Below are 20,790 nucleotides of genomic sequence, written 5' to 3' on the forward strand. Positions count from 1 at the left end.
ACCGACGGTTCTCCCGAAAGACAGCCGAAGCGCCAGTGAGTCCTCGAGTCAGGTCTCCAGGCGGTGCCACCGCAATCATCACTGTGAGTCCTGGTGTAAGGGCTCGTGCTCAGCCGGGTGTCCCGAACGGTTGTGGGCACCCTGGTCTCCCGCTTTCGCTCCACATCCGGCGCCGACGGATCGTGTCCGTGGTCCGGGGATGCGCGGGCGGGTTTCCTCACGCGCCGGGACACCTGATGTGGCCTGGACGGTCCGATGCCCCGCACGATCGCTCTGGTCGTGCGGGGGCGGTGCCGTCCGTCGCCGGATCGGGTGCCCCAGGGCGCGCCTGCCGATGGCCACCGCTGCCGCATGGTGGCGAGTGATCTCTCTTCTCTTGCTGGTGAGGGGTTTTTGCCAGTGCTGGGCGCCCCAGCGGCTGGTGTAGGCCGGGTCGACGGCGACGACGGTGATGCCGAGTTCGACGGCCATCGATACGAGTCGTGCCCGGAGCTTGGCGGTGGGCATGCCGTAGATCAGCTTGCGGAATCGCTTCCGCCGTCCGTGCTTCTCGCGGGTCTTCTCCGCTGCGAAGTCCAGGTCCTCGATCGCGATCGCCAGCCTGTGGCGGTTGGCCCAGTGCAGGAGGCGGATGAGGGCGTGCCGCACCTGCGCGTCCCGGTGCGATGCATTGCCGGACAGGTCGTAATCGAACCTGCGCGGTTCACCGACTGGGTTGCCGTGGGCGTCGAGGCGCCAGGCGGCCAGGTGATCGGCGTTGGTGTCCACGCCGATCAGCCCACCGGACCGGACCGCCTCCAGCGGTACTGTCCTGACTGGCGGGAGTTGCCATGAGGCGGTCAGGTACCAGCGGCCTCGCTCTACGTCGTGGTGGATGCGGTAGGCCACAGCACGGTCGGCCGTGATGCGGTCGGCCCACTGCTGGCCCCGGTGCCGGAAGCCGACCCGGCACGCCAGTACGTACCGGCCGTGCGGCGCGTTCGCCAGCCCTGTCAGCGGTGCGGGAAGCTTGATGCTCACCTCGCCGCCGGGACTGACCCGGATCGTCTCGTTCCCATACCGCTTGCCTGACTCGCCGTCGGCCTGCAGGAACCAGCGCTCAGCCTCCCACCGCACCCGCCACTGCGCCTCGGTCAACCGGGCGGCTTGCAGGTGGTGCCGGTTGCGCAGCAGCTTCCTTCCGCCCCGCACCACTCGCACACGTCCGCTCGCCCGGTCGGCCCGCTCCCGCTCCAGCCGGTCTTGAAGCAGGTGCAGGCGCCGAGACTTGGCGAACCACTCCTGCTGTGAGCGGTAACCACCCGGCAAGCCCCGGGCCCCCTTTGCCCCGACCGGCAGCGACAGCCGACGAGTGATCGTACGCACACCGGCCTCAAGGGACTGGATATGCGCGAGCTGACCGCGTCGGGCCAGCGTCCACTGGTCATGCGTGGCCTTGGTGATACTCCCCGCCCACCGCGAGGAACACTGGCCGGTCAGGGCCCGCTTACGCTGCGCCCACCGGTCACTGTCGTGATCCAGCCCGGCCGCGCAGCGGGCCTTCAGGTCCCGGGAGGCCAGGGAGCCCAGCAGATCACCGACCAGACGCAGGACCTTCTTGTCCTGTCCGGTCAGGCCCTTGAGGCTGGTGCGGATGGCCACTCCGTTCGGGCCGGGCGCCACGAACGGCGCCGCCACCTCGCGCAGCCCGCCCATCCCCGCCCCCATCCGATGCCGAAGATCCCGCCACTGCACCCAACGAGCACCTCCCATAAAGGTCACGCATTCGATGCAAGAACCCCCGTTCCCCGCCACAGCCCCTCACCCGGTCACTGATACTCACGCGTACGCACCAGAACACGCCTAAGTACGGTCAATCGGCAGCAGCCCCCGGCCCCGGACGGCGCCTCGGTGTTCACCTCGACCCTGGTGTTCACCGCGATCGACATCGTCGAGCTGGCGCTCTGGTACTGGGTGGTCTCCGGTGCCGCATCGGCGCTGAGCGAGCGGATCCGGCGGCCGGCGTTCCGGCGCCGGATGGAGCAGGTGAGCGGGGTGGCGTTCTTCGGCTTCGCGGCGAATCTGCTCGCGGAGGGCGGACGCAAGACGGCGTGACGCGGCCGTCCTTGGTGCCCCTGACGGGGCGTCCGATGTCAGGGAATCGTGCTGACACCGTTCCTGTTGTGTGCGGGCCGTGAGACAGGTGATGGCGCCGGCGAGGGGCCCGGGCATAGTGGGTGCGTCATGCAGGGTATGGCGCGAAAGCGCCGCCGCATGAACTCCGCGCAGCAGAACAACAGCACCACAGGGGGATAAGGCGCCATGCCACTCATACGCCGTTCCACCGCGGCGGTCGCCGCGGTGAGCGCACTGCTCATGGTCACCGCGTCGGCCTGCGGGTCGAGCCATGACAAGGCCGCTTCCGAGTCGAAGTCGCCGGCCGCGTCCGGTCAGCAGGGCGACAACGGGCTCAAGCTTCCGGAGGGCGTTCCGACGAGTCTGGACGACCTGAAGAAGTGGAAGGAGGGCGGCTGGAAGAACTGGGACAAGTGGGCGCGCGATGCGTCAGATTTCGCCAATCCCGTCATCAAGAACTTCTGGCAGCCGTCCCGGATGTCCAAGGCGAAGGACTCGCCCAACACGCTCTCCACGCAGAGCGCGGGCGAGGGTCAGGCCGCGACCGATCCGGAGCCGCCGGCCGTACCGGCCAAGCAGGTCTCGCGGCCGTACCACCAGAACATGGCGCCGGTCGGGAAGGTGTTCTTCGACAGCCCCGAGGGGCCGATGGTCTGCTCGGGCACGGTCGTCCAGGACCCGGCGCACCCGGGGAAGTCGAACCTGGTGTGGACCGCGGGCCACTGTGTGCACTCCGGCAAGAAGGGCGGCTGGATGCGCAACATCGTGTTCGTGCCGTCCTACAACGACGACGGGCTGCCCGCCGACAAGGCGGAGACCGCGGCCCAGCGTGAGGTCACCCCGTACGGCGTGTGGTGGGCGGACTGGTCGCAGACCTCGTCGCAGTGGATCGACACGGGCGGCAAGACCGGCAACGTGGGCTCCGCGTACGACTTCGCGGTGTTGCACGTGAAGCCGGAGAACGGCGGCGGCAAGTCGCTGGAGGAGACGGTGGGAGCCGCCGTGCCGGTGTGGTTCGGGGCGCCGTCGGCGAACAAGGTCAGCTCGATCGGGGCGTACGGCTACCCGGCCGCACCGCCCTACGACGGCGCGAAGATGTTCAACTGCACCAGCAGGCCGAACCGGTTGTCGTTCGCGCCCACCACGCCGACCATGTACCGCATCGGCTGCTCGATGACCGGCGGCACCTCCGGCGGCGGCTGGCTCGTCAACCGCGGGGGCAAGACGATGCTGGTGTCCAACAGCTCGATCAGTTCGAACGAGCACACCTGGCTCGCCGGTCCGCATCTGGGGGCCGAGGCGAAGGGCGTGTTCAACGCGATGAGCAAGAAGTTCGCCGGCAAGGGATGAAGCGGCTGACGGATGAGGGAACCCGCTCCGGTGACGGGGCGGGTTCCGCCGTATGGACCGTGCAGCCGCATCACATCGCCGCGTTCGGCTTCACGCTGAGCGGCGCCGCGCTGTACGAGCGGATGAGCGGCCGGCGCCGCTACGTCCTGTGCGACGAGTCGCCCCTCCTCGACCGCCTCACCACGGTGGCTCTCTGCCTGGTACTGGCGGCCGCGGCGATGGCCGTGGTGGGCGCCTGGATGGTGCAGGAGAAGGCACCGCGGCACCGCGCGGTCCCCTGGGTCTTCCTCGCCGTGATCGCCGCCCTCATCGTGACGGCGGACGGGATCGACGCCTACGGGGAGCGCGAAGCGGCCGCGATCGCCGCCCAAGCGGACAGCGTCGGGGGATGTGAGGAGGCGGCGCAGATCTACGTCGCGACGCCCGGCTGGTTCTTCTGGTGAACGGCGACGTCGTCCGGGAGGGCCAGCGGCTTGCCGAAGCAGCGGCTCAGCTCGTCGAAGCGGTACAGCCCGAACTTCTTCACCGGCACGTAGCCCGATGACGTGTACAGCGCGATCGCCTCGGGCTGCTTGACGCCGGTCTCCAGCACCATACGGGTGCGCCCCGCCGCCCGGGCGCTGTCCTCCAGCGCCGCGAGGATCAGGCGGGCCAGGCCGCGTCCGCGCGCCTCGTGAATGACGTACATCCGCTTCAGCTCGGCGTCCCCGTCCTCGTACCCCTCGTCGTTCCGCTCCTGGCTGCGCCAGCCGCCGGTCGCCACCGGGCGGCCGGTCTCGTCGTAAGCGATGAGGTAGAGGCCGTGGGGCGGGTCGAAATGGGTGGCGTCCAGGGGCGTCATGTCCCCCTCGTCGTCGTAGCGCTCGGCGTACTCCGCCTGCACCTCGTCGTTGAGCCGCACGGCGTCGGGGTGGTCGAAGCGAACCGTTCGGATATTCATGCGGGGGATCGTACTTCTATGCGAGATGGGCGGCATGGGAATTTCCATGTCGTATCGTGCCGGAGTGCTCTCCGTGACGTCTGTGAATGTGAACGGGCTGCGTGCCGCCGCCAAGAAGGGCTTTGTGCCCTGGCTGGACGGTACCGCGGCCGATGTGGTGTGCCTCCAGGAGGTGCGCGCCGAGCCGCGCGAACTGCCCGAGGCCGTGCGCGAGCCGGACGGCTGGCACGTGGTGCACGCCCCGGCGGCGGCCAAGGGCCGGGCGGGGGTGTCGGTGTACGCGCGGCGCGAGCTGGAGGGCGTACGGGTCGGCTTCGGCTCCTCCGAGTTCGACGGCAGCGGCCGCTATGTGGAGGTCGATCTGCCGGGGGTGACGGTCGGCAGCCTGTATTTGCCCTCCGGTGAGGTCGGCACCGAGCGGCAGGACGAGAAGGAACGCTTCATGGCGGAGTTCCTTCCGTACCTCAAGGAGCTGCGCGAGCGGGCGGCGGCCGGCGGGCGCGAGGCGCTGGTGTGCGGCGACTGGAACATCGCCCACCGGGAGGCCGACCTGAAGAACTGGAAGGCCAACCAGAAGAAGTCCGGGTTCCTGCCGGAGGAGCGTGCCTGGCTGTCGCGCGTCTTCGAGGAGGCGGGCTACGTGGACGTGGTGCGCGCGCTGCACCCGGACGTCGACGGCCCGTACTCCTGGTGGTCGTACCGCGGAAGGGCCTTCGACAACGACGCCGGGTGGCGCATCGACTACCAGGTCGCTACTCCCGGGCTCGCCGGGCGGGCGCTGAAGGCGGTCGTGGAGCGGGCCCCGGCGTATGACCAGCGGTGGAGCGACCACGCCCCGGTGACGGTCACGTACGGCGCCGCTCACTGATCCGGTGGCGGGCGCCCGGCATCGTCCGTGCGCTCGCCCGCCCGTTCCGCCAGACCGGTCCGCAGCCGGCGGTCCATCGCCATCGACAGCTCGGCGTCCACGACGCTCTTCGCGAGCGGCCGCAGCCGCTCCAGGGTCTCGCCGATCTCCTCGCCGCGCTCGCGGGCGTCCGCCAGCACATGGTTGATCAGCAGTGTGGCGAAGGTCTCGGCGATGGCGTCCACGTGTTCCCGGACCTCGCGCCCGGCCGCGAGGACGGCGGACAGCGGGATGCCCTGGCCGACCAGGGCGCGCGAGGTGTCCAGCAGCCGGCGGCTGATGTGCACGATGTCGTCGCCGTCGACCGCGAGATAGCCGATGTCGAGTGAGACGGTGAGGTTCTCGGCGGTGGCCTCGTCGTCGAAGTAGTCGGCGAGCGCTTGTGGGGTGAGCCGGATCGGGGTCTCCTCGGACCAGGACGGCAGGCCGCCGTCCAGCCCCAGCAGCTCGCCGACGTCCCGCCGCCCGCTCTCGAACGCGGCCATCAACTCGGCGATCCCGCCCAGGGTGTGACCGCGCTCCAGCAGGGCGGTGATGGTCCGCAGCCGGGCCAGGTGGTGGTCGTTGTACCAGGCGATACGGCCCTCCCGGCGGGGTGGCGGGATCAGCTTGCGCTCCCGGTAGAAGCGCAGGGTCCGCACGGTGATCCCGGCCCGCTCGGCCAGTTCCGTGACCCGGTACTCGCGTGCCCGGTCCGCTTCGCTCATCGCCACAGCAGCAGCCTATGCCGACGGCGGTGGTGTGTGACCGCCGGTAACTGAGTTATCCACAGCCCCTACCGCTCGACGGATCCCTGTCCTACGCTCCCATCGTGCCAGTGAACGCTGGCACGGTTCCAGGCGGTTCAGGCAGTTGAGTTCAGGCACTTGAGTTCAGGCAGTTGACGTTCGAGCGGCGGGAGGCGGCGGCATGGCGGCTGGGCTGACGCGTGAGCACGTGCGGGTGGCGGTGATCGGGTCCGGATTCGGTGGGCTGGGCGCGGCGGTGAGATTGCGCCGCACGGGCATCACCGACTTCGTGGTCCTGGAGCGGGCCGGTGCGGTCGGCGGGACCTGGCGGGACAACAGCTATCCGGGCTGCGCCTGCGACATCCCGTCCCACCTCTACTCCTTCTCCTTCGCCCCCAACCCCGACTGGCCCCGTGCCTTCTCCGGCCGGCGGCACATCCGCGCCTATCTGGAGCGGGTCGCCGACACCTTCGGGCTGCGGCCGCATCTGCGCTTCGACGCCGAGGTGCTCGCCCTGCGCTGGGACGGCGCGGCGCTGCACTGGGAGATCGAGACCGCGCGCGGGCCGCTGACCGCCGATGTCGTGGTGAGCGCGACCGGCCCGCTCTCCGATCCGAAGATCCCGGACATCCCGGGGCTCGACGGCTTCCCCGGCAAGGTCTTCCACTCCGCGCGCTGGGATCACGGCTACGACCTGCGCGGCAAGCGGGTCGCGATGGTCGGCACCGGCGCCTCGGCCATCCAGATCGTGCCCGAGATCCAGAAGGAGGTGCGCAGGCTCACCCTCTTCCAGCGCACCCCGCCCTGGGTGCTGCCGCGCATGGACCGCCGGATCACCGGTGCCGAGCGCTGGCTGCACAGCAGGCTGCCGGTGTCCGGGGTGCTGCGCCGCGGGCTGCTGTGGGGGCTGCGGGAGTTGCAGGTCGGGGCGTTCACCAAGCGCCCGGCCCAGCTGGGGTTCGTGGAGCGGCTGGCCGGGGCGCATATGCGGCGGGCCATCAAGGACCCCGTGCTGGAGGCCAGGCTGACCCCGCGCTATCGCATCGGCTGCAAGCGCATCCTGCTGTCCAACGACTACTATCCGGCGCTCGCCCAGCCCCATGTGGACGTGGTCGGCGGGCTCCAGGAGATCCGCGGCACCACCCTGGTCGGCTCCGGCGGCACCGAGACCGAGGCCGACGCGATCATCTTCGGGACCGGCTTCCACGTCACCGACATGCCCATCGCCGAGCGCGTGACCGGGGCGGCGGGCACCACGCTCGCGGAGGAGTGGAAGGGCGGCATGGAGGCGCTGCGCGGGTCCACCGTGGCGGGCTTCCCCAACTTCCTGACGATCATCGGGCCCAACACCGGGCTCGGCAACAGCTCGATGATCCTCATCATCGAGGCCCAGCTCACCTACCTGACGGACTATCTGCGGCAGTTGGACGCCCTCGGCGGCAAGGTCGCCCTGGACGCCCGGCCGTCGGCGGTCCGCGCCTACAACGACCTGATCCAGGAGAGGATGAAGCGCACAGTGTGGAACTCGGGCGGCTGCGACAGCTGGTATCTGGACAACGGCCGCAACACGACCCTGTGGCCGGGCTCGACCGCGGAGTTCAAACGGGTCACCCAGCGCGTGCATCTCGCGGAGTACCAGGTGCTGCGGCAGCGGACCGGCGCCGGTCAGGGCGCGGAGCCCGCCGCGGGGAGGGGATCGCGGTGAGGCGCGTCCCCCACGTCACCTCCGGGCCGTACGCCCCGCCGGCCGGCGCGCACGAGCTGACCGTCACCTCGGCGGACGGGGCCCGGCTGCACGCGGAGCTGCACGGGCCCGCCGACCCCGCCGCTCCGGCCGTCGTCCTGGTGCACGGCTGGACCTGCTCGACCGCCTTCTGGGCGCCGGTCGTGCGCGAACTGGCCGCCGACCACCGGGTGGTGGTGTACGACCAGCGCGGCCATGGCCGCAGCGCCGCCCCCGGTCCCGAGGGGTACAGCACCGAGGCGCTCGCCGACGACCTGGAGGCGGTGCTGGAGCAGACCCTTGAGCCGGGCCGCCGGGCCGTGGTCGTGGGGCACTCCATGGGCGGGATGACGGTGATGGCCGCCGCGGGCCGCCCGGCGCTGCGTGAGCGCGCGGCCGCTGTGCTGCTGTGCAGTACCGGCGCCTCCCGGCTGATCGAGCGGGCGCGCGTGGTGCCGCTGCGCTCCGAGCGGCTACGGGCGCGGGTTCATCGCGCGATCCTCGGCGCGCGGGTCTCCATGGGGCCGGTCACGCCCGTCAGCAAGTGGCTGCTGCGGTACGGGACGATGGGGCCGGGCGCCGCGCCCGCCATGGTGGAGGCGTGCGCGCGGATCGTCCACGCCTGTCCCCGCGCCGTGCGCGCCGGCTGGGCGCATGTCATGGGCGACCTCGATGTGGACGCCCGCGTCGGCCTGCTGACCATGCCCGCCGCCGTCATCGTCGGCACCGCCGACCGGCTGACCCCGCCCGAGCACGCCCACGCCATAGCGGCGGCGCTGCCGCGGTGCACCGGCCTCACCGAGCTGCCCGGCCTCGGCCATATGACCCCCGTGGAGGACCCCGGGGCGGTGAGCGGCGTGATACGGCGCCTCGCCGCGGAGCACGCGGATGCCAAGATCGATGACGCCTCCCCCACAGCCGAGGAGCGGACGACATGAGCGGGCGCAGCAGTCTGGAGGGCCGGGTCGCGGTGGTGACCGGCGCGGCACGGGGGGTCGGCGAGCTGCTGGCCCGCAAGCTGTCCGCGCGCGGCGCCCGGGTGGCGCTGGTGGGCCTGGAGCCGGAGGAGCTGATGCGGGTGTCGGGGCGGCTGTCCACCGACTCCGGCCACTGGCACGCCGATGTCACCGACCCGGAGGCGATGGCCCGGGTCGCGGAGGAAGTGGTGGCGCGCTTCGGCGCGGTGGACATCGTCTGCGCCAACGCCGGGGTGGCCACCGGCGGTCCGTTCCTCGACACCGGCGAAGCGGCCTGGCGGCGGGTGGTCGAGGTCAATCTGATGGGCAGCGCGACCACGGCCCGCGCCTTTCTGCCCGCGCTGATCGCCAGCCGCGGCTATCTGCTGCAGATCGCCTCGCTCGCCGCGATCGCGCCCGCGCCGATGATGACCGCGTACTGCGCGTCCAAGGCGGGGGTCGAGGCGTTCGCGCACTGTCTGCGCGCCGAGGTGGGCCACCGGGGCGTACGGGTCGGCGTCGGCTATCTCAGCTGGACCGATACGGACATGGTGCGCGGCGCCGACCGGGACGAGGTGATGCGGGAGTTGCGGTCGCGGATGCCATGGCCCGCGGGGCGTACGTATCCGCTGGGCCCGGCCGTGGACCGGCTCGTCACCGGGATAGAGCGCCGTTCGACCCATGTGTACGCGCAGTGGTGGCTGCGCGGGATGCAGCCGGTGCGGGGCGCTCTGCCCGCGCTGATCGGGGCGGTGGGGCGCCGTGAGATGCGCCGGGCCGAACCCCGGCTGGCGGCCACCCGTGGGCAGCGCGGCCATCTCGTGGGCGAGGGCGGCGCGGCGGACGAGCGGGCGCGCACCGCCCGTACGCAGCGTGACCGGTAACCCTGTGTCAACCACGCTGACCTGGGGATTTGATGAGCGGGGTCGATCGAAATGCGGAGTATGTCCCTGCGTGTAACTCTGGTCGGGCCCGATCCCTTTCACCCGATGAGGAGTGACGCAGATGGGGAAGGACGAGTTCAGCGAGAAGGCCCAGCAGGCCAAGCGCAAGTCGCAGGGCCAGCAGACCCAGCGGGGTCAGCAGGGTCAGCGCGGCCAGCAGGCGCAGCAGGCCCAGCGAGGCCAGCGGGGCCAGGAGCCGCGCCGCGACCAGGACCGGCCCGAAAGTCGTGAGCAGGCCGAGCGCACGAGCCGGGAGCGCCGTCAGCAGGGCATGGGCGACGAGATGCGGGACCAGGAGCCGTTCGAGGAGATGTGAGTCGTCTCGTCGATGGGCTCGTATTGACGGGCTCGTATTGGCGGGCCCGTGAAGAGTGTGCGCGAGGGGGCGCATCCGTCAGGGGATGCGCCCCCGGCACACACGGGGGCGTATGCCGGCCGTACAGCAGAGGATCAGCTCAACCGTCGCCCCGCGGGGGGAGTTTCGGGCGCCGACGGTCCGGCACCTGGCCATAGCCCGGCGGGGCCGCGGCCGGATGCCGCTCCAGCAGCTCCAGCGCCGTACGCACGGCGACCCCCAGTTGCGGATGGCGGCCCTCCGCCCAGTCCAGCGGTGAACGGGGCGCCGGGATGTCCGGCTCCACGCCATGGTTCTCGACCCCCCACCCATAGGCGTCGAACCACGCGGCGTTCATCGGCACCGTGATCGCCGTACCGTCGCCGAGCGGGTGGCGGCCGGTCATGCCGACCACGCCGCCCCAGGTCCGCAGCCCCACCACCGGGCCGATGCCCTGGATCTTGAAGGCCGCGGTGATCATGTCGCCGTCGGAGGAGGTCGCCTCGTCCGCGACCGCGACGATCGGCCCGCGCGGCGCGTGGCTGGTGTACGACACCGGCTGGGCGTTGCGCGAGAGGTCCCAGCCCATCACGGTGCGGGTCAGCTTCTCGACCACCAGCTCGCTGATGTTGCCGCCCGCGTTCCCCCGGACGTCCACGATCAGCGCGGGGAACGACACCTCCCGGCGCAGATCCCGGTTGAACTGCGCCCAGCCGGAGCCGCCCATGTCCGGGATGTGTAGATAGCCGCACCGCCCGTCGCTCAACTCCCGTACCACCGCCCGCCGCCTGGCCACCCAGTCCTGGTAGCGCAGCGGCCGTTCGTCGATCAGCGGGACGACGGCGACCCGGCGCGGCGGGCCCTCGCCGTCCGGGGAGGCGAAGGACAGCTCGACCGTGGTGCCGCCCGCGGCGGTCAGCAGCGGGTGCGGACCGGCCGTCGGATCCACCGGGCGGCCGTCGACATGGGTGAGCCGGGCGCCTTCGCGGATGCCGGAGCCCGCGAGCGGCGAGCGCGCCCGGGAGTCGGAGGACTCGCCGGGCAGGATGCGGGAGACCCGCCACTCGCCGTCCTCGGTGCGCGTGAAGTCGGCGCCGAGCAGCCCGATGGGGCGCTGGTAGTGGGCCGGGCCCTCGTTGCGGCGCGCGGCGCTCACGTACGCGTGCGAGGTGCCCAGCTCGCCCAGGACCTCGCGCAGCAGATCGGCGAACTCGTCGGGGGAGGCGACCCGTTCGACAAGCGGTCGGTACTGGTCGAGCACCCCGTCCCAGTCGACGCCGCACATGCCCGGCTCCCAGAAGTAGGCGCGGGTGATGCGGCCCGCCTCCTCGTACGCCTGCCGCCACTCGGCCGCCGGGTCCACGGTGTGCTGGATGCGCCGCATGTCGATCTGGACCGTGGAGTCGCCGTCGCCGGACTCGGTGGCGGGCACCGCCCGCAGATCGCCGTCGTCGATGACGACGAGCCGGGTGCCGTCGCCGCTGACCCGGAACCAGTCCAGCTCGCTGGTGAGTTCGGTGCGCTTGGCCTTGGCCAGGTCGAAGTGTTCGAGGGTGGGGCGGTCGGAGGTGTCGGCCGGGTTGGCGAACGTCTCGCCGAGCGCACCGGAGATCGGCCAGCGCAGCCACACCAGGCCGCCGCCGCTGACCGGCCACAGCGAGGAGTACTTGGAGGCGGCCACCGGGAAGACGGTGACCCGGCTGGGCAGCCCCTCCACCTCGACGGTCACCGTGCCGTCGCCCTCCCCGCCCCCGGCGTCGTCGTCCGGATCGAGTCCGCCCGCCGCCAGGCGGCCCTCCGGGGAGAGCGCGAAGGGTGAGGGCGTGGCGGAGGACAGCGGTACGAGGTAGGGGCGGCAGCCGAGCGGGAAGGAAAGGTCGCCGGTGTGCACGTCGTAGACGGGGTCGAAGCCGCGCCAGGACAGAAAGGCGAGATAGCGGCCGTCGCTGGTGAAGACCGGTTCCTCGTCCTCGAACCGCCCGTTGGTCACGTCCACTATGGTCCGGTCCGCCAGCCGCGCGATCTTGATGGAGCGCAGGCTGCGCCCGATGCCCGGATGGGACCAGGCCAGCCAGGCCGAGTCGGGGGAGAAGGCGAGGTCGGCGACCGGGCCGTTGAGCGACCGGACCAGCTCGGTGACCTCGCCGTCCCCGTCCGCGGAGGTGTCCACGAGCAGCAGCCGGCCGTCGTTCGCGGCAACGGCGAGCCGGTCGCCGTCGGGCGAGGGCTCCAGCTCGTGCACCCGGCCGAGCCGCCCCGCGGCCAGCCGCCGGGGCTCGCCCGTCTCGCTCGCCCGCGGCAGGTACGCGATCTCGATCGCGTCCTCGCCCTCCGCGTCCGTCACATAGGCGACCCGCCCGCTGGAGCCCAGGATCTCGGGCAGCCGCACCCGGACGCCCGGGGTGTCGGCGAGGGTGCGGGCGGGGCCGTCGCGGTGGGTGAGCCAGTACAGGCTGCCGCGTACGCACACCGCGCTGGCCCGGCCGGTGGCGTCCACGGACAGCGAGTCGACATGGGAGGCGGCCGGCACCTGGTAGGGCCGCCGCCCGGCGCGCGGCCCGCCGAGCCGCACCCGCAGCGGGCGGGGTTCGGCGTCCGGGCCGAGGTCGTCCACCAGCCACAGCTCCCCGGCGCACTGGTAGACGACGCGGCTGCCGTCGGTCGAGGCGTGGCGGGCGTAGAAGGCGTCGTGGTCGGTGTGGCGGCGCAGGCCGGAGCCGTCGGGCAGACAGGAGTAGAGGTTGCCGACGCCCTCGTGGTCGGAGAGGAAGGCGATCCGCTCGCCGACCACCATGACCGAGTCCAGATGGCCGTCCAGTTCGGGGAGCAGCCGGGTGCCGTCCAGCCACAGCCGCCCGGTGGCGCCGCCCCGGTAGCGCTTCCAGCTGGCGGGCTCGTGCGGCGGCTTGCCGGTGAGCAGCAGGGTGCGCCGCTCATCCTCCTGATCGGCGACGGCGATCTGATCGGCGACGGCGATGTCGGCCACCGGCCCCCAGGGCAGCCGGCTGCCGGGGCTGCCGTCGGTGGGCAGGCTGTAGGCCCAGGAGAAGTGCGAGAACGGCTGGCCATGCGAGGACACGGCGAGGATGTGGGAGGTGCCGTCCCGGTCGGGCGGCGTCCAGCCGCAGACCCGGGCGTCCTCGCTGCCCCAGTAGGTCAGCCGCCGGGCCGGGCCGCCGTCCACGGGGGCCAGGTGGATCTCGGGGTCGAGGCTGCGCCAGTTCGTGTACGCGATATGGGAGCCGTCGGGCGAGAAGCGGGGGTGGCCCACCCGGGTCCGGTCCACGGTCAGCCGCCACGCCCGCCCGGGGGGTTCGCCCCGGCCGGTCAGGGGGGCGACCCAGAGATCGTCCTCGGCGACGAAGCACAGCAAGTCGCCGTGCAGATGCGGAAATCGCAGATACGCGCGGTCGGTGTCGCTGGTTTCCCTCACCTCATCCATGGTTTCGGGCCCGGTCCGGCAAAGCAACTCGGTTCTGTGATGCACGCCACGATCGAAACGACATGGTTTCGCTATCGGGGTGGGTCCGGGTGGTCGTATGGTGAACTGAACGAGTACGAAACCGTTTCGTTCGAAAGGGGGTATGCCATGCCGACGGTCCAGTCAGCCGACCAGCCGGTCGACGACGAACGGCCCACGGTCCGGGTGCGCCGCAGCAGGCTGTCCCCCGAGCGGGAGGGTGAGCTGTACGAGGCCGTGGTCGAGCTTCTCGGGGAGGTCGGTTACGACGCCCTGACCATGGACGCCGTTGCCGCGCGCACGCACTCCAGCAAGGCCACGCTCTACCGCCAGTGGAAGGGCAAGCCACAGCTGGTGGCCTCCGCGCTGCGGCACACCAAGCCCGTGTCGCTCGAGGACGTCGACACCGGATCGCTGCGCGGTGATCTGCACGAGATCGTGCGGTGCACCGACAGTGCCCGGGAGCGTGACGCGGCCCTGATGAGGGGGCTGGCCCAGGCCATCCACACCCATCCGGACCTCCATCAGGCCCTCCGGGAGCTGCTGATCTATCCCGAGGTGGCCGCCCTCGACGTGCTGCTGCGGCGTGCCGTCGAACGGGGGGAAGTGGCCCCGGACAGACCCGCCCTGCATTACGTCGTGCACATGATGTGCGGCGCCGTCATCGCCCGGTCGCTGATCGACGGCGAAGAGCCGGACGTCGCCTTCCTCGCCGAATACATCGACGCCGTGGTCCTCCCCGCCCTCGGCGACGTCTGAGTCTCCCCGACCCCTATCACCCCATACGAACCCAGCCGGCGCGCCGCTCTCGTCGCCGGCCGGGTCACGCCACACCTGACAGCAGTGACACCGATTCGACGGGAGCACCCCTCCTCGTGGCCACGTTCCTCTATAAACTCGGTCGATTCGCCTTCCGGCGACGCGGCTTCGTCGCCCTGATATGGGTGGCGCTCCTGGCCGTCGCCGGAGTCGGTGCCGCGACCGCCTCGCCCCCCGCCAACGACAGCTTCTCCGTCCCGGGCACCGAGGCCCAGAAGGCCTTCGACCTCCTGGAGAAGCGCTTCCCCGGTGGTAACGCCGACGGCGCCAGCGCCCGCGTGGTCTTCCGCGCGCCCGAGGGCGAGAAGATGACCGACCCGGCCAACAAGGCCGTGGTCACGAAGACCGTCGCCGCCCTCAAGGCCGGCTCGCCGCAGGTCGCCTCGGTCGCCGACCCGTACAAGTCCCGGGCCGTGTCCAAGGACGGCTCCACCGCGTACATCCTGACCAGCTACAAGGTGGACGCCACGAAGCTGGAGGACACCGCGAAGGACAGCCTGAAGGAAGCCGGGGAGAAGGCGCAGAAGTCGGATCTCACGGTGGCGATCGGCGGTGACGCCCTCCAGGAGAGCCCCGAGACCGGCTCCACCGAGGTCATCGGCATCGTGATCTCCGCGATCGTCCTCACCATCACCTTCGGCTCGCTGGTGGCCGCCGGACTGCCGCTGCTGACCGCGCTCATCGGCGTCGGCATCGGCATCTCCGGGATCACCACGCTCGCCACCACCTTCGGGCTGTCCGGCACGACCTCGACGCTGGCGATGATGATCGGCCTCGCGGTCGGCATCGACTACGCGCTCTTCATCGTCTCCCGTTACCGCGCCGAACTGGCCGAGGGCCGGGAACGCGAGGAGGCCACGGGGCGGGCCGTGGGCACCGCGGGCTCCGCGGTCGTCTTCGCCGGTCTCACCGTCGTCATCGCGCTGGCCGGCCTGGCGGTCGTCAACATCCCGATGCTGTCCAAGATGGGCTTCGCGGCGGCCGGCACGGTGGTCATCGCCGTCCTCATCGCGATCAGCCTGATCCCCGCGCTGCTGGGCTTCGCGGGCAAGCGGGTGTACGGGCGCAAGGCGCGCAAGCGGATGGCGGAGGCGGCTGCCGCCGCCGCGGAGGGCGAGCGGGTGGAGGAGAAGCCCAACATGGGCACCCGCTGGTCCCGGTTCGTGCTGCGCCGCCCGGTGGCGGTGCTGCTGCTCGGCGTGCTCGGCCTCGGCGCCGCCGCGGTGCCCGCGCTCAAGCTGGAGCTGGGGCTGCCGGACGACGGTTCACAGCCGGTCAGCAGCCAGAAGCGGCAGGCGTACGACATGATCTCCGACGGGTTCGGCCCGGGCTTCAACAGTCCGCTGATGGTGGTCGCCGACACCAAGGGCAGCGACGATCCCAAGGCCGCGGTGAACAAGATCACCAAGAAGATCGCCGGTCTGGACGGCGTCGTGGCGGTCACCCCGGCGACGTTCAACAAGTCCGGCGACGCCGCGACGCTCACCGTCGTGCCGAAGTACAAGCCGAGCAGCGTCGACACCGAGAAGGTCGTCTCCGACATCCGGGACGAGGCGGGCTCGTTCGCGTCCGACACCGGTGCCGAGGTGCTGGTGACCGGTCAGACGGCGATGAACATCGACGTCTCGCAGAAGCTGAACGACGCGCTGATGCCGTATCTGGCGCTGGTCGTCGGGCTGGCCTTCCTGCTGCTGATGATCGTCTTCCGGTCGATTCTGGTTCCGCTCAAGGCGGCGCTCGGCTTCCTGCTGTCCGTCGTCGCGGCGCTCGGCGCGGTGGTCGCGGTCTTCCAGTGGGGCTGGGCGGCGGACCTGTTCGGCGTCCAGGAGACCGGCCCGATCATGAGCATGATGCCGATCTTCATGATCGGTGTGGTGTTCGGGCTGGCCATGGACTACGAGGTCTTCCTGGTGACCCGGATGCGGGAGGCGCACATCCACGGCGAGCCCCCGGGGCAGGCCGTCGTCACCGGCTTCCGCCACGGCGCCCGGGTGGTCACCGCGGCCGCCGTCATCATGATCAGCGTCTTCGCGGGGTTCATCGGCTCGTCCGAGGCGATGGTGAAGATGATCGGCTTCGGGCTGGCCACCGCGGTCCTCTTCGACGCCTTCGTGGTCCGCATGACCATCGTCCCGGCGGTGCTGGGCCTGCTCGGCACGTCGGCGTGGTGGCTGCCGCGATGGCTCGACAAGGCGCTGCCGAACGTGGACGTCGAGGGGGAGGGGCTGCGCAAGCAGCTCGCGACGGACACCCCCGCGCGGCACGCCGAGAACGCCGACGAGTCCGACAAGGACCGGAAGCGGAACCGGGTGTCATCGGGCGTGTGATCGCCCCACACGCGCCCCGGCGGCGGCTCTTCCCTGACGGGAGGGCCGCCGTCGGCGCTTTCGCGGGGAGGGCGCTCTTGCGAACGATGTGCAGGTAGGTCACCATCGAGCGGATACCCGCAGCTCAGGAGGCGAGCCCCGCCATGCATGTCCCCGATGGATTCATCGACGCCCCGGTGTCGGTGGCGACCGGTGCCGTCGCCGCCGCCGCGGTCGCCGTCAGCCTGCGCGGCGCGCGGCGCGAACTCGACGAGCAGGCGGCGCCGTTGGCCGGGCTGGTCGCCGCGTTCATCTTCGCCGTCCAGATGCTGAACTTCCCCGTCGCAGCGGGCACCAGCGGGCATCTGCTCGGCGGGGCGCTGGCCGCGATCCTCGTCGGTCCATATACGGGCGTGCTGTGCGTCTCGGTGGTGCTGCTCATGCAGGGCGTCCTCTTCGCGGACGGCGGCCTCACCGCGCTCGGCGTCAACATCACGGACATGGCGGTCGTCACGACGGTCGTGGCCTACGGAGTTTTCCGCGCCGTCCTCAAGCTCGCCCCGAACCGGCGCCGCACGGTCACCGTCGCGTCCTTCACCGCCGCCCTGCTCTCCGTCCCGGCCGCCGCCATCGCCTTCACCGGGATCTACGCGCTGGGCGGCACGACGGACGTCGCGATCGGCAAAGTCTTCACCGCGATGGTCGGCGTGCACATACTGATCGGCATCGGCGAGGCGGCGATCACGGCCCTGACGGTCGGCGCCGTGATGGCCGTACGGCCGGATCTCGTCCACGGCGCGCGCGGAGTGACCGCGCGCCGCCTGGAACTGCGCACCGGTGCCCCGGTGCGCACCCCGGCCCCGGCGGCGTCCACCGAGAACGCCGGGTCCGCCGCACCCTCCGCGCCCGCCACCGCCCGTACGGTCACGGCAGCGCCCGCCGCCAAGGACGACGCCGACCCCGCCCCCGGCGCACCGCGGCGCTCGGCGCGCCGGGTGTGGGCGGTGGGGCTGGGGGCCGCGCTGCTGTGCGCGGGCGTCGTCAGCTTCTACGCCTCCGCCAGCCCCGACGGGCTGGAGAAGGTCGCCCAGGACAAGGGCATCGACCGGAAGACCGAGGACCATGCCGCCAAGGACTCCCCGCTCGCCGACTACGGCGTGAAGGACATCTCCGACGCCCGGCTCTCCGGCGGCCTCGCCGGGGTGATCGGGGTCGGTGCGACGCTTGCCGTGGGCACGGGGGTCTTCGTCGTCGTACGGCGGCGCCGGGCCGACGCCGACCACGCCGACCACACCGCCAACGCCGACCACGCCGAGGCGCGCTGAGATGGGCGCGGGACACGCGCACACGCTCTACCGCGCGGGCCGCTCGCCGGTCCACACCCTCCCCCCGCACTGCAAGATCGCCGCCGTCTTCTGCTTCGTCCTCGTCGTCGTCGCGACGCCCCGCGAGGCGCTCTGGGCGTTCGGCCTGTACGCCGTGCTGCTGGCCGCCGTGGCGGCGACCGCCCGCATCCCGGCCGGGTTTCTGCTGAAGCGCCTGCTGATCGAGATCCCGTTCGTGGCCTTCGCCGTGCTGATGCCGTTCGTCGCGGAGGGCGCGCGGGTGGACGTACTCGGGCTGTCGCTCAGCGAGTCCGGGCTGTGGGGCGCCTGGAACATCCTGGCCAAGGGCACGCTCGGGGTCGCCGCGTCCGTCATCCTGGCCTCGACGACCGAGCTGCGCGCCCTGCTGCTGGGGCTCCAGCGGCTGCGGATGCCGCCGCTGCTGGTGCAGATCGCGTCGTTCATGATCCGCTACGGGGACGTCATCACCGACGAGATGCGCCGGATGCGGATCGCCCGCCGCTCGCGCGGCTTCGAGGCGCGCGGGGTGCGGCAGTGGGGCGTGCTCGCGAAGTCGGCCGGAGCGCTGTTCATCCGCTCCTACGAGCGGGGCGAACGGGTCCATCTGGCGATGCTGAGCCGTGGCTACACGGGCACGATGCCGGTGATCGACGAGGTGACCGCGTCCCGTGCACAGTGGAGTTACGCCGCCGCACTTCCGCTGACCGCGCTGGCGGTCTGCCTGACCGGATGGATACTCGTATGACCTCCGCCCCGCCGTCCCTCCAGGTGTCCGGCCTCGCCTACGCCTATCCCGACGGCCACCAGGCGCTCTTCGGCGTCGAGCTGACCGTGGCCCGCGGTGAGCGGGTGGCGCTGCTCGGCCCCAACGGGGCGGGCAAGACCACCCTCGTACTGCATCTGAACGGCATCCTGGAGGCGGGTGCCGGGTCGGTCACGGTCGCCGGGCTGCCCGTGGCCAAGCCCCACCTGGCCGAGATCCGCCGCCGGGTGGGCATCGTCTTCCAGGACCCGGACGACCAGCTGTTCATGCCGACCGTGCGCGAGGACGTGGCGTTCGGCCCGGCCGCGGCCGGGATGCGCGGCGCGGAGCTGGCGGAGCGGGTCCACCGGGCCCTGGACCGGGTGGGGATGGCGCAGTTCGCTGACCGGCCGCCGCACCATCTGTCGTTCGGGCAGCGCCGGCGGGTGGCGGTCGCGACCGTGCTGGCCATGGAGCCGGAGATCCTCGTCCTGGACGAGCCCTCCTCCAACCTCGACCCGGCCTCGCGCCGCGAACTCGCCGACATCCTGCGCTCCCTGGACGTCACCGTGCTGATGGTCACCCACGACCTGCCGTACGCGCTGGAGCTGTGCCCGCGGTCCGTGGTGCTCAGCGGGGGAGTGATCGCCGCTGACGGGGGTACACAGGACCTGTTGTGCGACCAGGAGCTGATGCGGGAGCACCGCCTGGAGCTGCCCTTCGGCTTCGACCCCCGCTCGGTGACGGCCCCGGTCTGAGACCGTGGCCGGGCTCGTTGCACCATAAGGACGGCAGCACGGTCGGATCGGCAGGGTGGGAGTCGGATCAGTGGTGGACGTCCAGGGCACGGTGGCCGACGGATTCGAACCGGTCCGGGACGCCTTCGCGGAGAACTTCGCGAAGCGCGGTGAGCGCGGCGCGGCCATCGTCCTCTACCGGGACGGGGAGAAGGCCGTCGACCTGTGGGGCGGTACGAAGGACCCGGCTCAGGCAGAGGACGAGGCGCCGTGGGCCCAGGACACCGCGCAGGTCGTCCGTTCGGTCACCAAGGGCGTCGCCTCCGCCGTGCCGCTGCTGCTCCATCAGCGCGGCCAGCTCGATCTGGACGGCCGGGTCGGCACCTACTGGCCCGAGTTCAAGGAGAGCGGCAAGGAACGGGTGCTGGTGCGGCATCTGCTCGCCCACCGCGCCGGGATCCCCGCGCTCGACACCCCGCTGACCCCGGCCGAGGCCATCGACGGCATATCCGGGCCGCGGGCCGTCGCCGCCCAGCGCCCCGACTGGGAGCCCGGCACGGCCCACGGCTACCACGCCCAGACGTACAGCTGGCTGCTGAGCGAGCTGGTGCGCCGGGTCACCGGGCGCACCATTGGCCGCTGGATCGCGGAGGAGATCGCCCGGCCGCTCGCCCTGGACCTGTGGCTCGGGCTGCCCGAGGAGCAGTTGCACCGGATCGGCCGGATCGAGCCGGTGGAGGCACCGGCCGCGCCCGCCGCGCAGGGGCTGCGGCTGCGGCCCAAGCGGTCGGTGGCCGAGGCGTACGCCGACCCGGAGTCGCTGACCCGGCGCGCGTTCGGCGCGATCAGCCCGGTGCCCGACGAGAACGACGCCGCCTATCTCGCCGCCGGGCTGCCCGCCTCCGGCGGCGTCGCCACCGCCGACGCGCTGGCCCGCTTCTACGCCGCGCTGATCGGCCCGCTGCCGTCGGCGCGCACCACCCGCGCGGGCGGCCGCCTCTTCGCCCCGGCGACGCTGACCCTGGCCCGTACGGAGGAGTCCGCCGGGCCGGACCGGGTGCTGGTGGTCGGGACCCGCTTCGGGCTCGGCTACATGCTGCACGGCCCGGCCTGCCCGCTGCTGGGCCCGGGCTCCTTCGGCCACCCCGGACGGGGCGGCTCGCTCGCCTTCGCCGACCCCGAGACGCGGATCGGCTTCGCGTACGTCACCAACGGAATGCAGCGGGGCGTCACGGCGGACCCACGGGCGCAGGCCCTGGTGCGCGCCGTACGGACGGCCCTGACGGCCCAGGAGGCGTAGGCGCGGTTCTGCGCCCGGTCCGCGCGCCCCTTTCTGCCTCCGCACGCTCTCTCCGCACGTACGCGCCGCGGCCGAGCCCCCCC

Annotated in this window: 18 protein-coding genes; 14 read left to right on the plus strand and 4 right to left on the minus strand. The window is 71.9% G+C overall.

What is annotated here, in order from left to right; all coding sequences use genetic code 11:
- Positions 1-78: 78 nt before the first annotated feature.
- Positions 79-1,695 (minus strand): IS200/IS605 family accessory protein TnpB-related protein, encoded by a 1,617-nt coding sequence (locus ACH4SI_RS08160; RefSeq protein ID WP_398293989.1) that lies wholly within the window; start codon positions 1,693-1,695, stop codon positions 79-81.
- Between the two features lie 195 nt (positions 1,696-1,890).
- Here ACH4SI_RS08160 and ACH4SI_RS08165 point away from each other — a divergent pair, with 195 nt between their 5' ends.
- The 3 genes from ACH4SI_RS08165 to ACH4SI_RS08175 all read left to right on the plus strand — a co-directional run bounded on the left by ACH4SI_RS08165 (position 1,891) and on the right by ACH4SI_RS08175 (position 3,908).
- The gene (locus ACH4SI_RS08165; protein ID WP_398293991.1) at positions 1,891-2,094 is read left to right on the plus strand and encodes a LysE family transporter; all 204 of its coding nucleotides are present in this window, start codon (positions 1,891-1,893) and stop codon (positions 2,092-2,094) included.
- Between the two features lie 207 nt (positions 2,095-2,301).
- On the plus strand, positions 2,302-3,465 hold the full coding sequence (locus tag ACH4SI_RS08170) for a trypsin-like serine peptidase (protein WP_398293993.1): 1,164 nt from the start codon (positions 2,302-2,304) through the stop codon (positions 3,463-3,465).
- Complete coding sequence (locus ACH4SI_RS08175) at positions 3,462-3,908, plus strand: hypothetical protein (protein WP_398293995.1); 447 nt, start codon at positions 3,462-3,464, stop codon at positions 3,906-3,908. The genes ACH4SI_RS08170 and ACH4SI_RS08175 overlap by 4 nt, the downstream gene beginning before the upstream one ends.
- On the opposite strand, the gene ACH4SI_RS08180 is transcribed toward ACH4SI_RS08175, so the two are convergent.
- Positions 3,875-4,405, minus strand: a complete 531-nt coding sequence (locus ACH4SI_RS08180) for a GNAT family N-acetyltransferase (RefSeq protein WP_398293997.1) — start codon at positions 4,403-4,405, stop codon at positions 3,875-3,877. The genes ACH4SI_RS08175 and ACH4SI_RS08180 overlap by 34 nt on opposite strands.
- A gap of 64 nt (positions 4,406-4,469) precedes the next feature.
- Here ACH4SI_RS08180 and ACH4SI_RS08185 point away from each other — a divergent pair, with 64 nt between their 5' ends.
- Complete coding sequence (locus ACH4SI_RS08185; RefSeq protein ID WP_398295178.1) at positions 4,470-5,273, plus strand: exodeoxyribonuclease III; 804 nt, start codon at positions 4,470-4,472, stop codon at positions 5,271-5,273.
- Here the strand turns inward: ACH4SI_RS08185 and ACH4SI_RS08190 are convergent.
- Positions 5,267-6,019 (minus strand): MerR family transcriptional regulator, encoded by a 753-nt coding sequence (locus tag ACH4SI_RS08190; protein WP_398295180.1) that lies wholly within the window; start codon positions 6,017-6,019, stop codon positions 5,267-5,269. The genes ACH4SI_RS08185 and ACH4SI_RS08190 overlap by 7 nt on opposite strands.
- Before the next feature lie 202 nt (positions 6,020-6,221).
- Here ACH4SI_RS08190 and ACH4SI_RS08195 point away from each other — a divergent pair, with 202 nt between their 5' ends.
- The 4 genes from ACH4SI_RS08195 to ACH4SI_RS08210 all read left to right on the plus strand — a co-directional run bounded on the left by ACH4SI_RS08195 (position 6,222) and on the right by ACH4SI_RS08210 (position 9,979).
- Positions 6,222-7,745 (plus strand): flavin-containing monooxygenase, encoded by a 1,524-nt coding sequence (locus ACH4SI_RS08195; RefSeq protein WP_398293999.1) that lies wholly within the window; start codon positions 6,222-6,224, stop codon positions 7,743-7,745.
- A complete protein-coding gene (locus ACH4SI_RS08200; protein ID WP_398294001.1) occupies positions 7,742-8,701 on the plus strand; it encodes an alpha/beta fold hydrolase in 960 nt (319 codons plus the stop codon). The genes ACH4SI_RS08195 and ACH4SI_RS08200 overlap by 4 nt, the downstream gene beginning before the upstream one ends.
- Entirely contained in the window at positions 8,698-9,603 is a 906-nt protein-coding gene (locus ACH4SI_RS08205; protein ID WP_398294003.1) for an SDR family oxidoreductase, read from the plus strand. The genes ACH4SI_RS08200 and ACH4SI_RS08205 overlap by 4 nt, the downstream gene beginning before the upstream one ends.
- A 121-nt stretch (positions 9,604-9,724) precedes the next feature.
- Positions 9,725-9,979: a hypothetical protein gene (locus ACH4SI_RS08210; RefSeq protein ID WP_398294005.1), complete on the plus strand. Its 255-nt coding sequence runs from the start codon at positions 9,725-9,727 to the stop codon at positions 9,977-9,979.
- A gap of 139 nt (positions 9,980-10,118) precedes the next feature.
- On the opposite strand, the gene ACH4SI_RS08215 is transcribed toward ACH4SI_RS08210, so the two are convergent.
- Positions 10,119-13,439, minus strand: a complete 3,321-nt coding sequence (locus ACH4SI_RS08215; protein WP_398294007.1) for a S41 family peptidase — start codon at positions 13,437-13,439, stop codon at positions 10,119-10,121.
- A 204-nt stretch (positions 13,440-13,643) separates the two neighbouring features.
- Between ACH4SI_RS08215 and ACH4SI_RS08220 the strand changes: the two genes are divergently transcribed.
- The 6 genes from ACH4SI_RS08220 (at position 13,644) to ACH4SI_RS08245 (ending at position 20,707) form a co-directional block, all read left to right on the plus strand.
- Positions 13,644-14,216 carry a TetR/AcrR family transcriptional regulator gene (locus ACH4SI_RS08220; RefSeq protein WP_398295182.1) on the plus strand — a complete coding sequence of 191 codons (573 nt, stop codon included), beginning with the start codon at positions 13,644-13,646 and terminating at the stop codon, positions 14,214-14,216.
- A gap of 116 nt (positions 14,217-14,332) precedes the next feature.
- Positions 14,333-16,603, plus strand: a complete 2,271-nt coding sequence (locus ACH4SI_RS08225; RefSeq protein ID WP_398294009.1) for an MMPL family transporter — start codon at positions 14,333-14,335, stop codon at positions 16,601-16,603.
- Positions 16,604-16,746: 143 nt separating this feature from the next.
- Entirely contained in the window at positions 16,747-17,907 is a 1,161-nt protein-coding gene (locus ACH4SI_RS08230) for an energy-coupling factor ABC transporter permease (RefSeq protein WP_398294011.1), read from the plus strand.
- A 1-nt stretch (position 17,908) separates the two neighbouring features.
- Complete coding sequence (gene cbiQ / locus ACH4SI_RS08235) at positions 17,909-18,673, plus strand: cobalt ECF transporter T component CbiQ (protein WP_398294013.1); 765 nt, start codon at positions 17,909-17,911, stop codon at positions 18,671-18,673.
- Positions 18,670-19,428, plus strand: coding sequence for an energy-coupling factor ABC transporter ATP-binding protein (locus ACH4SI_RS08240; RefSeq protein WP_398294015.1), 759 nt, complete (start codon positions 18,670-18,672; stop codon positions 19,426-19,428). The genes cbiQ and ACH4SI_RS08240 overlap by 4 nt, the downstream gene beginning before the upstream one ends.
- Positions 19,429-19,498: 70 nt before the next feature.
- Complete coding sequence (locus ACH4SI_RS08245) at positions 19,499-20,707, plus strand: serine hydrolase domain-containing protein (protein WP_398295184.1); 1,209 nt, start codon at positions 19,499-19,501, stop codon at positions 20,705-20,707.
- Positions 20,708-20,790 lie beyond the last annotated feature (83 nt).

Origin of the sequence: Streptomyces sp. NPDC021212 (genome assembly GCF_044332925.1) — a bacterium.
Classification (GTDB): Bacteria; Actinomycetota; Actinomycetes; order Streptomycetales; family Streptomycetaceae; genus Streptomyces.

Excerpts from the sequence above, each read along its gene's own strand:
- ACH4SI_RS08195 (WP_398293999.1), top strand. The coding sequence starts at position 6,222 with ATGGCGGCTGGGCTGACGCGTGAGCACGTGCGGGTGGCGGTGATCGGG.
- ACH4SI_RS08230 (WP_398294011.1), top strand. The coding sequence starts at position 16,747 with ATGCATGTCCCCGATGGATTCATCGACGCCCCGGTGTCGGTGGCGACC.
- cbiQ (WP_398294013.1), top strand. The coding sequence starts at position 17,909 with ATGGGCGCGGGACACGCGCACACGCTCTACCGCGCGGGCCGCTCGCCG.
- ACH4SI_RS08205 (WP_398294003.1), top strand. The coding sequence starts at position 8,698 with ATGAGCGGGCGCAGCAGTCTGGAGGGCCGGGTCGCGGTGGTGACCGGC.
- ACH4SI_RS08215 (WP_398294007.1), bottom strand. The coding sequence starts at position 13,439 with ATGGATGAGGTGAGGGAAACCAGCGACACCGACCGCGCGTATCTGCGA.
- ACH4SI_RS08160 (WP_398293989.1), bottom strand. The coding sequence starts at position 1,695 with ATGGGCGGGCTGCGCGAGGTGGCGGCGCCGTTCGTGGCGCCCGGCCCG.
- ACH4SI_RS08175 (WP_398293995.1), top strand. The coding sequence starts at position 3,462 with ATGAAGCGGCTGACGGATGAGGGAACCCGCTCCGGTGACGGGGCGGGT.
- ACH4SI_RS08210 (WP_398294005.1), top strand. The coding sequence starts at position 9,725 with ATGGGGAAGGACGAGTTCAGCGAGAAGGCCCAGCAGGCCAAGCGCAAG.
- ACH4SI_RS08170 (WP_398293993.1), top strand. The coding sequence starts at position 2,302 with ATGCCACTCATACGCCGTTCCACCGCGGCGGTCGCCGCGGTGAGCGCA.
- ACH4SI_RS08180 (WP_398293997.1), bottom strand. The coding sequence starts at position 4,405 with ATGAATATCCGAACGGTTCGCTTCGACCACCCCGACGCCGTGCGGCTC.
- ACH4SI_RS08190 (WP_398295180.1), bottom strand. The coding sequence starts at position 6,019 with ATGAGCGAAGCGGACCGGGCACGCGAGTACCGGGTCACGGAACTGGCC.
- ACH4SI_RS08240 (WP_398294015.1), top strand. The coding sequence starts at position 18,670 with ATGACCTCCGCCCCGCCGTCCCTCCAGGTGTCCGGCCTCGCCTACGCC.